Consider the following 13,752-nt stretch of genomic DNA (forward strand, 5'->3'; position numbering starts at 1 on the left):
TAAAGCAGACCAGTGGGAGCGATCCTGCTGGTTTTTTTTATAAAATTTTTTTTATACGTAAAATCTATTTTATAGAAAAATATACTTACTCTATCCTGTCTATCTATAGTATTCTAAGAAAGTCGGTTTTTCTGATAGACAAATCAGTGGTTTTTCTTTACTTTAAAAAACAACTTCGCTATCCTAAGGAGGATAGCCGGATAAGAGGTGAGGCAATGGGTATTATTTTTGACAATTTTTCGACGATCTTACTACTTACGAATACATTATTATCTTTAGTGATCGTTTTTACCGAAAGAAAAGAAACTGCTCAAACTTGGGCATGGTTACTTGTACTGACTTTTATCCCGATCCTAGGGTTTTTCCTTTACATTTTCTTTGGACGTGGGATTTCAAAAGATAAGATTTTTGATTTGAAGATCCAAGGAAAGATCGGTAAGAACTTAGAAATCGAAGAGGATCGACAGGCATTGATGCGGGGATTATATCCACATCCTCCGACTGGGCAAGTGGATGTCAAACAGTTGATTTATATGTTAACTGTTGGAGAAAGCACACTGTATACCACAAGCAATGACGTTACGCTGTTCACCGATGGAAGAGAAAAATTTGATCGTTTGATCGAGGACATTGAACAGGCAACTGATCATATCCATCTACAATATTATATTTATCGTAGCGATAGCTTAGGGATCGAGGTATGCCAAGCATTGACTTCTGCTGTCCGCAGAGGGGTGCAAGTAAGAGTTTTACTGGATGCATGGGGATCGACGGAAGTTTCAACCAAATTTTTCCATGAGTTAAAAGAAGCTGGTGGAGAAGTTGCTTTCTTTTTTCCGCTTTTTGTTCCTTATCTGAACCCGCGAATCAATTATCGAAATCATCGAAAGATCGTAGTAATCGATGGGAAAATTGGTTATACGGGTGGATTCAATGTGGGAAATGAGTATTTGGGTCTCGTGCAAAAATTTGGTTATTGGCGAGATAATCATTTGCGTATCTATGGTGAAGGAGTCTATGCGTTACAAAATCGCTTCTTGATGGATTGGAATTCTCAACATACAAAAGAAGTAAACTATGCGGCGCGCTTTTTCCCAAGTATTGCATCAACTGGTGAGATTGCCTTACAGGTCGTGACGAGTGGACCTGATTCAGAACATGAACAAATCAAAATGACGTACCTTAAAATGATCTCATTGGCTAAGCGGGAGATTTTGATCCAAACGCCTTATTATATTCCAGATGAATCAATCCATGAAGCGTTGAAATTGGCATTGTTATCCGGTGTAAAGGTCCATTTGCAGATCCCAAATAAACCAGATCATCCATTAGTCTATTGGGCAACGTATTCTTTTGCCGCTGAATTGATCGAATATGGTGCTGTCATTGAAACATATGAGAATGGATTCATCCATGCGAAAACAATGATCATCGATAGCGGGATCGTTTCTGTAGGTTCAGCAAATATCGACGTTCGTTCTTTCCGGTTAGATTTTGAGGTCAATACACTGATCTATGACGAACGGATCGCTACCCAAGTGCGAGGGGCATTTTTTGAAGATTCAAAGGTTTCTGATCGTTTGACAAAAGAACGTTACGAGGCTCGGGGCTGGATGATCAAGCTAAAAGAAGGATTGGCTCGACTTGTTTCGCCACTCTTGTAAAAAACTGAACAAAAAAGGACATGAAATACACTCATAAGAGCAGACTTTCATGTCCTTTTCTATCGGGGCCATTTCTGTAGTTTTATTACAAGAAATGGAGAAAGCGTCTCGCAAGAGCGGGAATTAACTTTTGGGGTATTTCTTGTTTTTTGGGGAAAGCAAGAAATAAGTTAATGCTTGCTTGATACAGAGACACATTTCAATGCCAGTATAGCATAGAAAAATTTATTGAGATAGTATTTTTTTTAATTAAATTAAATTATTTGTTATTTAATAAAATCAATTGATTTTCAAGTAATAGTGAAAATGTTAAAATGGAAATACTTTAGGATTGAAGGAGATTTCTAATGAAAAAATTACGATTAATAATACCAATGATAGCACTATTTATAACAATGTCTGGGTGTTCAAACCTGGTCGACCAAGGAGAATCGATCACAGCGGTGGGATCATCCGCTTTACAACCTTTAGTTGAAACGGTTGCTGAGACATATCAATCAGAAAATCCCGGCAAATTTGTTAATGTACAAGGTGGCGGAAGTGGTACTGGTTTATCGCAAGTCCAATCAGGCGCTGTTGAGATTGGTAATTCCGATTTGTTCGCAGAGGAGAAATCAGGGATCGATGCGTCCGCACTGATCGACCATCGAGTAGCAGTAGTGGGCATCACACCAATTGTCAATAAAGAGGTCGGCATCGAAAACATTTCGATGGAAGATTTGAAAAAAGTATTTACTGGTGAACTGACGAACTGGAAACAACTAGGTGGAAAAGATCAGCCAATCGTGATCTTGAACCGTGCAGCAGGTAGTGGAACGAGAGCTACTTTTGAAAAATGGGTCTTAGACGGTGAAACAGCGATTCGTTCCCAGGAGCAAGATTCTAGTGGAATGGTCCGTCAAATCGTTGCTGATACGCCAGGAGCAATCAGCTATGTCGCATTCTCTTACGTATCAAAAGATGTGGATACACTGAAAATCGACGGAGTTGAGCCAACAGACGAGAATGTCACAACGAATGATTGGACGATTTGGGCATATGAGCATATGTATACGCGAAAAGACACAAGTCAATTAACGAAAGACTTTTTAGCCTATATCTTATCAGATGAAGTGCAAAAAAATATTGTCGGTGATTTAGGCTATATTCCAGTGTCGAGTATGAAAGTTGAACGCGATTGGGAAGGTAATGTGGTGAATTAACCATCTTTACACAAAATTTACAAAGTTAGCAAAAAATTTACATGTTATTAAAATCAAATTGATATTCGCTTAGTAGACTGTATAGGTATGTTAAAGGACCAAGGAGGAATCATCTGTGGAAGATGTAAAAAAAGCACTAGTAACTAAATCCAAGCGCTCGAAAATGGAACAACGTGGAAAGTTTATCAGCTTTTTATGTATTGCATTGATTGTAGTGGTTGTTTTAGCAATATTTTATTTTGTTGCCAGCAAAGGGTTAGCGACCTTTTTTGTTGATAAAATCAATGTTTTTGATTTCTTATTTGGAACAAATTGGAATCCGAGCGCACTCGGACCTGATGGAAAACCAATGGTAGGAGCCCTACCAATGATCGCGGGTTCGTTTATCGTTACTTTTTTATCTGCGATCATTGCAACACCTTTTGCCATCGGAGCAGCTGTGTTCATGACAGAAATCTCTCCGAAAAACGGAACAAAGATTTTACAACCGGTCATTGAACTGCTTGTAGGTATTCCTTCAGTTGTTTATGGTTTTATCGGTCTATCCGTCATCGTTCCATTCATTCGTGGCATTTTTGGCGGAACTGGTTTTGGTATTTTAGCCGGAACATTTGTGTTGTTCGTAATGATCTTACCAACGGTTACGACGATGACAGTCGATGCGTTAAAAGCCGTACCAAGACACTATCGTGAAGCTTCCCTTGCGTTGGGCGCAACGAGATGGCAAACCACATATAAAGTAGTCTTACGTGCAGCAATTCCTGGGATCTTGACAGCTATCGTCTTTGGGATGGCTCGTGCCTTTGGTGAAGCCTTAGCGATCCAAATGGTTATCGGTAATGCGGCATTGATGCCAACAAGCTTTACCACTCCAGCTGCAACGCTGACATCGATCTTGACGATGGGTATCGGTAATACGATCATGGGTACCGTTGAAAACAACGTGTTATGGTCTTTAGCCTTGATCCTACTCTTGATGTCATTATTCTTTAATATCGTTATCCGCTTGATTGGTAAGAAGGGAGAATTGAAATAATGAATGCAAAACGTTCTGATAAAATAGCAACAGGTGTCTTATATGTGATTTCAGGCATCATCGTCCTGATCCTCGCTGCGTTGCTTCTTTATATTTTAGTTCGCGGTATCCCGCATATCTCATGGTCATTCTTGACTGAACCATCAAAAGCGTATCAAGAAGGTGGCGGGATCGGTATCCAATTATTCAACTCCATCTATTTACTGATCATCACGATGATCATCAGTTTTCCGATTTCACTCGGTGCAGGGATCTATTTATCTGAATATGCAGGGAAGAACTGGTTGACAGATGTGATCCGCACATCCATCGAGATTCTTAGCTCATTGCCTTCTGTTGTTGTCGGTTTATTTGGATTCTTGGTTTTCGTTATCCAATTCCAATATGGGTTCTCGATCATTTCAGGTGCGTTGGCATTGACAGTATTCAACTTGCCTTTATTGACTCGTACGGTCGAGGAATCTTTACAAGCTGTCCATTATACCCAACGTGAAGCTGGTTTAGCTCTAGGATTGTCTCGCTGGGAAACAGTGCTTCGTGTCGTCGTTCCAGAAGCGACACCAGGTATTTTGACAGGGGTCATCTTGAGTTCTGGTCGTATTTTCGGTGAGGCCGCAGCGTTGATCTATACCGCTGGTCAAAGTGCGCCAGCCTTAGATTTTACTAACTGGAATCCATTTAGCATTTCAAGCCCGATCGGTATCTTCCGACAAGCTGAAACACTAGCTGTCCACATTTGGAAAATCAATACAGAAGGAACAATGCCCGATGGTGTTTCCGTTTCAGCAGGAGCTTCTGCAGTATTGATCATCGCTGTGTTACTATTCAACTTTGGTGCTCGAGCAATTGGGAAACGTCTGCACCGTAAAATGACTTCAGCTTAAGGAGAAGAAGCAGAATGAAAGAATATAATATGAATGAAACCAACATCATCAAAATGGGCGCTGAAAAAGATATCGCGCTACATACAGATGATTTGCATGTATGGTATGGCGATAACGAAGCCATTAAAGGTGTCAATCTTGAATTTGAAAAGAATAAAATCACTGCATTGATCGGACCATCAGGGTGTGGGAAATCCACTTATCTACGTTCATTGAATCGAATGAACGATGGGATCGCAAACACGAAGATCACTGGAAAGATCATGTATAAAGATGTGGATGTCAATGCACCACAAATCGATGTTTATGAAATGCGTAAACGAATCGGTATGGTGTTCCAACGTCCGAATCCTTTTAGTAAATCGATCTATGACAATATTACGTTTGCCTTGAAACAGCATGGTGAGAAAAACAAACAAAAACTAGATGAGATCGTCGAAACTAGTTTGAAGCAAGCGGCATTATGGGATCAAGTCAAAGATAGTTTGAATAAAAGTGCTTTGGCGTTATCAGGTGGACAACAGCAACGTCTTTGCATCGCTCGCGCAATCGCGATGAAACCAGATATTTTATTGCTTGATGAACCAGCGAGTGCGTTAGACCCGATTTCAACTGGGACTGTCGAAGAAACGTTAGTCAACTTAAAAGAAGATTATACGATTATTATTGTGACTCACAATATGCAACAAGCTGCCCGAATCAGTGATTACACTGCGTTCTTCTATCTTGGAAATGTGATCGAGTATGACAAGACGAATAAGATATTTACTAGACCTAAGATTCAGGCAACTGAAGATTATGTGTCCGGTCATTTTGGTTAAGACGGAGGACTTGCTATGACAAAAGAAATTATTTCATCAAAAGATCTTCATCTGTATTATGGGGAAAAAGAAGCCTTGAAAGGCATTGATCTAAGTTTCAATAAAGGCGAGATCACTGCGATGATCGGACCATCTGGTTGTGGGAAATCTACTTATTTACGTTCATTGAATCGTATGAATGATTTGATCCCTGGTGTAACGATCACTGGTAGTGTCGTATACAAAGGCAATGATATTTACAGTCCTAAAACAGATATCGTTGGACTGCGTAAAGAAATCGGTATGGTGTTCCAACAACCAAATCCTTTTCCATTTTCAATCTATGAAAATGTCATTTATGGGTTGAAAATCAAAGGTGAAAAAGACAAAAAAGTGTTAGACCAAGTAGTAGAAGAAAGCTTGAAAGCAGCATCTGTTTGGGAAGATGTCAAAGATAAATTGCATAAAAGTGCGTTGTCTTTATCAGGGGGACAACAACAGCGAGTGTGTATCGCCCGCGTGCTAGCTGTCAATCCAGAAATTATTTTATTAGATGAGCCTACTAGTGCCTTAGATCCAGTCTCTACTGGTAAAATAGAAAGTATGTTATTAGAGTTAAGAGAACGTTATACGATGATCATCGTGACTCACAATATGTCACAAGCATCCCGTATCTCAGACAAAACAGCTTTCTTCTTAGATGGCAATTTGATCGAGTTTAACAATACGAAAAAAATATTTATGAATCCAGATAAAAAAGAAACGGAAGATTATATCTCAGGACGATTTGGATAAGGAGGAAAGAGGATGTTACGAACACAATTTGAAGAAGAATTATTGAACCTTCATAATCAATTTTACGAAATGGGCATGATGGTTAGTAATGCGGTGCATAAATCAGTGCGCTCTTATACAAAACACGACAAAGTTCTTGCAAAAGAAGTAATTGAAAATGACATTATGATCAATGATATGGAAACACGATTAGAGAAAAAAAGTTTTGAAATGATTGCTTTGCAACAACCGGTGACAACTGATCTACGAACGATCATCACAGTCATGAAAGCAAGTTCAGATTTAGAGCGTATGGCCGACCACGCAGTTTCTATCGCTAAATCAACGATTCGTCTTAAGGGAGAAACAAGAATTCCTGAAATCGAAAAAGAAATCTCTGATATGTCTGATTATGTCAAAAAAATGGTAGATAATGTCTTAGTCGCTTACGTTAAAACAGATGAAAAGGACGCACGTACGATTGCAAATATGGATCATCGTGTCAATGAATCCTTCAATCGGATCTACAATGCAACGATCAAAAATATGCAATCAAATCCCGAAACTGTCATCAGTGGAACAGACTATGTCAACGTAGCAAGTTATTTAGAGCGGATCGGTGATTACGTAACAAATATCTGTGAATGGATCGTGTATCTAGCTACAGGTAAAATCACTGAGTTGAACACAAATCATAACGAAGAGACTAATCAAAGATAAAAATCATTCGCTGATTTTTGTCAAATGCTGATCAGTATTTCTGAGAAATAAGCGCCAACTTCCGAAAAGAGAGATATATTTTTGGAAGTTGGCTTTTTTATTAATATAGAAGACAATTATTCGAGATTTGGCGATGATTAATTGTTTGTTGTTATCCATTCCATCAATTTTAAGGATCAGGTACATTAGACATCCTGTTACTTCTAAAAATGAATAAACGGTGTTCAAGAAGCAACACTTCGGACATAAGGCAAAAAAATCAAAAATGAAAAAGCCATTTTCGATTTTTCTGCCTTCTGCCTTAGTGCTGATCGCTTCTTTCGCAACCTCAGAAAGGAAGGCGTATGCAGAAAAAAAATCGATTATTGATCAAATGTTTGATTCTTTGTAGTTGTTTTGTGGCCGCATGGGTAATCCAACATGCCACTGAATGGTACGAAGACCCAATCATGCAAGTACAGCAAGTATCGCTAGAAAATGAACAACAAGTAATCAAAGGAGAATTGATGAATACGCAAGCGAAAGGAACAGAACTGACTCTGTTTATTCCGCACCAAGAAAATCAGATCGAACATGCAAAAGCTAAGACGAATCAACTTTATCTCGTACGTAAAATTGGAGATGAGTGGCAGATACTCAGCAAAAAAAATGACGGCTGGTTATTCCTTTTTACCAGTTTATTTATCTGTTCACTCTTATTCGTAGGCGGAAAAGCAGGCGTATTCACTTTGATCAGTGTAGGACTCAATCTCTTGTTATTGATTTTACTTCTTCAGGGTTTCACGCAGACTCAAGGGATATCATTGGTGATGACGAGCATCCTTTTTGTCTTTCTAGGAACGATCATTTGCGTTCTTGCCTTAGATGGTTGGCAACAAGGTGGACTGATAAAAATCGTCGCAACGATGACGAGTGTAGGTGTAGCTTTTCTAATTTGTTTGTTCGCAATGGATTATTTGAACGATCGAGGATTACGGTATGAGGAAATGAGTTACTTGACTCGACCGTATCGTTCCGTTTTTTTAGCTAGTTTATTAGTAGGGATGACTGGTGGTGTGTTGGATACAGTTGTCACAGTCACGACTACTTTAGATGAGTTGGTGAGTAAACAACCAAAAATAACGGTGAAACGATTGTGGCAGTCTGGTCAAATGGTGGGACAAGATGTAATTGGCTCCATGACGAATATCTTACTATTCGTATACGTCAGTGGGACGATCCCGATGTTACTTGTATACTTTAACAATGGTTGGCCCTTGAGAGATGCAATTGAGTTGCACCTCTCGTTGGAATTGCTACGTGTGATCAGCGGAAGTCTAGGTATTGTCCTTTCAATTCCCATTACACTTTTCTGCTATTTAGGCCATTTGAAGTATCGGAGGGCGATTTGATGAATGTACTTTTGCTCTTAGCGCTTCTCTTAGTGCTATTGATTTTACTGGTTGGTGGGAAAAATGGGTTTTATACGATCTTAGGGCTGTTCATTAACGTCCTATTGTTTTTCCTTCTATTGCTCCTGTATCATTTTCGTTTGCCAATATTACCAAGTGCCATCGTGATTTTTTTGTTGATCACCAGTGTCACATTGTTTTTTGTTAATGGCTACAATCTTAAAATGAAAGCAGCTTTTCTTAGTGTATTACTTTTTTTAGTGGTTTTCTTAGTGGTGACTCCGTTTCTTTCTGAATTAGCGATCCAAGGGTTTACAAGGATTGAATTAGATGAGCTGACAGGGTTCGATTTGCACGTACCCTTGGATTTTTTCGCATTGACACGAGCAATTTTATTGATCAGTGTGAGTGGAGCCGTGTTAGACGCAAGTGTATCTATCGCTAGTGCGACCTATGAAGTATACGCCACAGATCCATTACAAAGCTATCGTGAATTAATAAAATCGAGTATACGGATCGGTAGAAAAATTTTAGCTACAACCGTAACGACCTTGGTTTTTGCTTTTATGGGAAATTGTTTAGCCCTGATATTATGGTTTATTGATCTAGAGTTGTCTTTTGGCCAGTTGATCAACGAAAAAACTTTCGTTTTGGAGTATGTGACTGTAGTGGTCACGACAAGTGCAGCGATCCTTGTTTTACCGATAACATCAGTCATTTCTTCAATTTTATTCACTCGACAGAAAAAATCATCCTAAGAATGAGAGAAAGTTACAACTTAAGTCCTATGACTTTTTCTTCAAATCATTGCATAATGTGTATGTAAGGAAAAGCTTGCAAACAATTTTTGCTATAAGGAGGCAATTTCCATGAAAGAAAGAGAACGTATTTTAGAATTAGTTAAAAAAGGCATCCTTTCAACTGAAGAAGGTTTAGACCTATTGGAGAGTATGGCAACTGAAAAAGATGAAAAGCAAATCGCAAAAGAGGCAGATCGTGTACATGCTGATCGTAAAGAAAAAGATCAAGCAAGCCGTTTGATCGATGAACTTGAAAATGGTCAAGCTGAACGTGAAGCAGTAGAACCAGATCCGAGACAAAAAGAACAAGAAGACAAAGAGAATCTAGAAAAAATCTTAGATGAATTGGCGACTGAAGCGAACAAAACTTCTGCGCATTTAGATGAGGTCAACGCAAAACTTTTTGAAAATAAAATTGCACGCAATGAAAAACAGGAAACATTGATGCAATTGAATACAAAAGAAGAGTTGGATCAACTAACAGAAGAAGAATTGACACAACGTCAACAATTGGAGCAAGAAGTCAAAGAACTTGAAGAAGCTGGAGATCTCTTATCTGAAGAACGGATCAAGCTTGAAGCTGAATTAAAAGATATCCGTAAAAACCAATGGTCTGAGAAAAAAGACACCTTTGCTGAGAAATTTGACTTGCCAGAAGATTGGAAAGAACAAGCAAATGACACATTGAACCAAGTCGGCGAAAAAATGACTGAAGCTGGAAGTCAACTAGGTAAATTCTTAAAGAAAACCTTCCAAAATGTTTCTGTCACAGTGAATGACAATATGGAATGGAAAGATGTCAGCTTGCGAGTACCTGGCATCGCTACAACTAAATTTGAACACGAATTTTACTATAGCGCACCACAAGCAAGTATTATCGACATCAAAGCGGCAAATGGGAATGTAACCTTGAAAACTTGGGATAGCGAAGACGTAAAAGTCGAAGCGAAAATCAAGCTTTATGGAAAAATGGGTGCAGAGCCTTATGAAGCATTTGCTGAACGCAGCCAGATCGAAGTCAATGAAGAACATATTTCTTTCCAAATCCCGAACAAACGTGTACGTGCCGATTTAGTCTTCTACTTACCAAAACGCACGTATGACCATACAGCAATCAAATTACTCAATGGTAATATTGTAGTTGAAGACTTAGATGTAAAAGATATTTACATGAAATCAACAAACGGCAATATCTTGGTTGACCAAATGGCTGCAACGATGCTTGAGATTGGTGGAGTCAACGGGAATATCGATGTCCGTAATGGAGATATTTTAGATTCAATCATTGAAACAGTCAACGGTACAGTTACTTTTGGCGCAACACCAGAAAACTTAGCGATTTCATTAGTCAATGGGGATGTTCGTCTGACAGTGAAAGAAGATCGTTTGAAGAAAATCGAAGCAAGCTCAGTCAATGGTAACGTAAAAGTTGCATTGCCAACAACCATCGGTATGGACGGTCATGCAAAAACAAGTTTAGGTAGTATCAATAGCCGCCTGTCTGATTATGAAGTGATCCGTGAAAAGAAAGAGCGCACGAATCAAATGTTAGAATTCCGTCGCGTTTCTGAAAATGAAATGGCGAAAATCGAATTGTCTACTACAACAGGTAGTATCTATTTAAAAGATACAGATAAATAATTTTTTCGCTTCGACCTTCTGAAAGAAGAAGGCGAAGCGAAAATCATACTTATAAGAAACAAACAATAGGTTTATTATTCCAATAAATCTTCCGGAGTAAGATTGTTTTAGCATCTTTCTTCCATTAAAATAGGAGAACAGAGGTGAAAGAAAATGAAAAAAAAGTTGACAAAATCAAATAAAAATATTGTATTGACTGGTACTTTAGCCGGGATTGCTGAATATCTTGGGATTGATCCAACAGTTGTTCGTGTCATTTACGTCTTCTTGAGTTTAGTTGCATTCGGAAGCCCAATTATTTTATACATTCTGTTGGCTTTACTTGTGCCTTCAGGAAAGAATAATCAACGTCGTTATGGACATGACAACGACTATTATCAAAAAAACAACTACAGAGAACAAACGAATAAACGAAAAGAGGCAGAGAAAATCAACGATGACGAATGGAGTGACTTTTAATGTCTTATCTTCAACGTATTGTTGTTAGTACGCTGACGTTTATCTCTCTGGCAGTTATTTTTCCAAATATGATATTTGTGAATAGTATTTGGACCGCAGTTGTGGCGAGTTTTGTTCTTTCTGTGCTGAATCTATTAGTCAAGCCATTCATTATGTTTTTATCGATCCCCTTTACCTTGTTGACGTTTGGATTATTCACTTTTGTGATCAACGCATTGATTTTACAAATGACCTCCTTCTTTGTCGGAGCAGCTAATTTTAGCTTTTCATCATTTGGATCAGCTATAATGATTGCAGTGATCATGTCATTCGTAAATATCATCGTTAGCAATCGTAATATGAACAGGAATCGTTAGAAAACAATGCAAAGGACAATAAAGCACAATCAAATAAGTGGAAAGAGGAAGTGGCAATTGTCGCTTCCTCTTCTTATTTCTAAAGAAATGATAGCGATTTCTTGATCGGTGCTTGCCATAAAAAACGAGTGTAATGAAAAGGATATCCCTTGTTTTTTTTATTGGTAGTACTTTTATCGATAGAATGATAAAATAAAAGAGAACAGTTTAATAGAAATGAGGTATACGAATGGCAGAAATGGTAAAAGTTAGCCAATTAGTAGAAAAACTATCATTAGAAATCGTCACTGGTGACGAACAAAGTTTAAATCGTGTCATCGTAACTGGTGATATCTCCAGACCTGGACTGGAATTGACCGGTTATTTTAATTATTATTCTCATGATCGACTACAATTATTTGGAAGCAAAGAAATCAGCTTCGCAGAGCGGATGATGCCAGAAGAGCGTTTGATGATCATGCGTCGTTTATGCAGTGAAGACATGCCAGCCTTTATCATCTCTAGAGGTTTAGCTGCACCGGAAGAAATGATTCAAGCTGCGAATGAACATGGCATGGCTGTCTTGAGGTCGCCGATCTCAACCTCACGTTTACTTGGTGAATTATCGAGTTATTTAGATGGACGATTAGCACCTAGGACAAGTGTTCACGGCGTCTTAGTCGATGTCTATGGATTAGGTGTCTTGATCCAAGGAGATAGTGGAATCGGTAAAAGTGAAACAGCATTAGAACTGATCAAAAGAGGCCACCGATTGATTGCAGATGATCGAGTGGATGTATATCAACAAGATGAGCTAACCGTTATTGGTGAACCACCGAAAATCCTTGAACATCTGATTGAGATTCGCGGAATCGGGATCATTGATGTGATGAATCTTTTTGGTGCCAGTGCAGTCAGAGGATCGATGCAAGTCCAATTAGCTGTCTACTTAGAAGCTTGGGCAAAAGAGAAAAAATACGATCGCTTAGGATCTGAAGACACTTCTGTTGAAATTGCGGAAGTAGGTATTCCGCAAATCAAAATACCTGTGAAAACTGGACGAAATGTCGCGATCATCATTGAAGTTGCTGCGATGAATTTCCGTGCGAAAACGATGGGATTCGATGCAACGAAGACATTTGAAGAAAGATTGAGCCGTTTGATCGAAGAAAATTCAAACGGACAATAGCTAGGAGTGAAAGTATGATTGCACAAATCAATCGGGTCGCTTTTGACCTTTTAGGCGTTCCTATTTACTGGTACGCATTGATCATTGTTTCAGGCATTATCATCGCCATGTGGTTAAGTAGTCGAGAAGCAGTAAGAGTAGGAATGAAAGCAGAAGACGTCACTGACTTTATGTTATGGGGATTACCGCTATCGATCATTGGCGCACGCTTGTATTACATCTTGTTCGATTTACCACAGTATATTGCAAATCCGATCCAAATATTCAATATCCGTTCAGGCGGACTAGCGATTTATGGTGGTCTGATTGCAGGAGGTATCACATTATATTTTTACACGAAATATCACTTCATTGATGTCTGGACGTTCTTGGACATTGCTGCACCTAGTGTTTTATTAGCACAAGCAATTGGGCGCTGGGGAAATTTCATGAACCATGAAGCATTTGGACCAGATACAACAAGGAGTTTCTTAGAAAGTCTATATTTACCGAATTTTATTATTGATAATATGTATATCGATGGGATCTATCGACAGCCAACTTTCCTTTATGAATCGGTGTGGAGCCTTATTGGCGTGATCATCCTCTTATCACTACGGAAAAAAACGCATCTTTTGAAAAAAGGGGAAATCGCACTGATTTACTTGATATGGTATAGTTTTGGTCGTTTCTTCATCGAAGGAATGAGAACGGATAGTCTTTACCTTTTAGATACGATCCGTGTGTCACAGCTTTTATCTGCTGTGCTATTCATTGGAGCAATCGTTCTATTCATCTGGCGTCGGAAAAAAGGCAACTTACCAGATTACGACCGATCTTTAGGAAAAAATCAATTCATTATCTAAAGTCCAAGTCGA

The 13,752-nt window shown here is 38.7% G+C and carries 14 protein-coding genes; all 14 read left to right on the plus strand.

All coding sequences use genetic code 11. The annotated features are described in order from the left end of the window. Positions 1–215: 215 nt before the first annotated feature. The 14 genes from cls to lgt all read left to right on the plus strand — a co-directional run bounded on the left by cls (position 216) and on the right by lgt (position 13,740). On the plus strand, positions 216–1,664 hold the full coding sequence (gene cls, locus I2F89_RS03430; protein ID WP_195513488.1) for a cardiolipin synthase: 1,449 nt from the start codon (positions 216–218) through the stop codon (positions 1,662–1,664). A 347-nt stretch (positions 1,665–2,011) separates the two neighbouring features. Next, entirely contained in the window at positions 2,012–2,866 is an 855-nt protein-coding gene (locus I2F89_RS03435; RefSeq protein ID WP_071866760.1) for a phosphate ABC transporter substrate-binding protein PstS, read from the plus strand. A 115-nt stretch (positions 2,867–2,981) separates the two neighbouring features. Next, positions 2,982–3,902 carry a phosphate ABC transporter permease subunit PstC gene (gene pstC, locus I2F89_RS03440; RefSeq protein WP_034687410.1) on the plus strand — a complete coding sequence of 307 codons (921 nt, stop codon included), beginning with the start codon at positions 2,982–2,984 and terminating at the stop codon, positions 3,900–3,902. After that, positions 3,902–4,786: a phosphate ABC transporter permease PstA gene (gene pstA / locus I2F89_RS03445; protein ID WP_071866761.1), complete on the plus strand. Its 885-nt coding sequence runs from the start codon at positions 3,902–3,904 to the stop codon at positions 4,784–4,786. The genes pstC and pstA overlap by 1 nt, the downstream gene beginning before the upstream one ends. 14 nt (positions 4,787–4,800) lie before the next feature. Beyond that, positions 4,801–5,607, plus strand: coding sequence for a phosphate ABC transporter ATP-binding protein PstB (gene pstB / locus I2F89_RS03450; RefSeq protein ID WP_074799553.1), 807 nt, complete (start codon positions 4,801–4,803; stop codon positions 5,605–5,607). A 15-nt stretch (positions 5,608–5,622) separates the two neighbouring features. Then, positions 5,623–6,381 carry a phosphate ABC transporter ATP-binding protein PstB gene (pstB, locus tag I2F89_RS03455; RefSeq protein WP_010734920.1) on the plus strand — a complete coding sequence of 253 codons (759 nt, stop codon included), beginning with the start codon at positions 5,623–5,625 and terminating at the stop codon, positions 6,379–6,381. Between the two features lie 12 nt (positions 6,382–6,393). Continuing rightward, positions 6,394–7,080, plus strand: coding sequence for a phosphate signaling complex protein PhoU (gene phoU, locus I2F89_RS03460; RefSeq protein WP_074799552.1), 687 nt, complete (start codon positions 6,394–6,396; stop codon positions 7,078–7,080). Between the two features lie 344 nt (positions 7,081–7,424). Continuing rightward, on the plus strand, positions 7,425–8,471 hold the full coding sequence (locus tag I2F89_RS03465; RefSeq protein WP_195513491.1) for a YibE/F family protein: 1,047 nt from the start codon (positions 7,425–7,427) through the stop codon (positions 8,469–8,471). Next, positions 8,471–9,229: a YibE/F family protein gene (locus I2F89_RS03470; protein ID WP_086334956.1), complete on the plus strand. Its 759-nt coding sequence runs from the start codon at positions 8,471–8,473 to the stop codon at positions 9,227–9,229. The genes I2F89_RS03465 and I2F89_RS03470 overlap by 1 nt, the downstream gene beginning before the upstream one ends. A 111-nt stretch (positions 9,230–9,340) precedes the next feature. After that, positions 9,341–10,912 (plus strand): daptomycin-sensing surface protein LiaX, encoded by a 1,572-nt coding sequence (gene liaX / locus I2F89_RS03475; protein WP_071866765.1) that lies wholly within the window; start codon positions 9,341–9,343, stop codon positions 10,910–10,912. Positions 10,913–11,065: 153 nt separating this feature from the next. Continuing rightward, positions 11,066–11,371 (plus strand): PspC domain-containing protein, encoded by a 306-nt coding sequence (locus tag I2F89_RS03480; RefSeq protein ID WP_010734926.1) that lies wholly within the window; start codon positions 11,066–11,068, stop codon positions 11,369–11,371. Beyond that, on the plus strand, positions 11,371–11,727 hold the full coding sequence (locus I2F89_RS03485; protein ID WP_010734927.1) for a phage holin family protein: 357 nt from the start codon (positions 11,371–11,373) through the stop codon (positions 11,725–11,727). The genes I2F89_RS03480 and I2F89_RS03485 overlap by 1 nt, the downstream gene beginning before the upstream one ends. 229 nt (positions 11,728–11,956) lie before the next feature. Then, positions 11,957–12,895, plus strand: a complete 939-nt coding sequence (gene hprK, locus I2F89_RS03490; protein WP_010734928.1) for an HPr(Ser) kinase/phosphatase — start codon at positions 11,957–11,959, stop codon at positions 12,893–12,895. A gap of 14 nt (positions 12,896–12,909) precedes the next feature. Further along, the gene (gene lgt, locus I2F89_RS03495) at positions 12,910–13,740 is read left to right on the plus strand and encodes a prolipoprotein diacylglyceryl transferase (RefSeq protein ID WP_086334954.1); all 831 of its coding nucleotides are present in this window, start codon (positions 12,910–12,912) and stop codon (positions 13,738–13,740) included. Positions 13,741–13,752 lie beyond the last annotated feature (12 nt).

Source organism: Enterococcus sp. 1001283B150225_161107_E12, from assembly GCF_015556925.1.
Taxonomy (GTDB): Bacteria; Bacillota; Bacilli; order Lactobacillales; family Enterococcaceae; genus Enterococcus_B; species Enterococcus_B mundtii.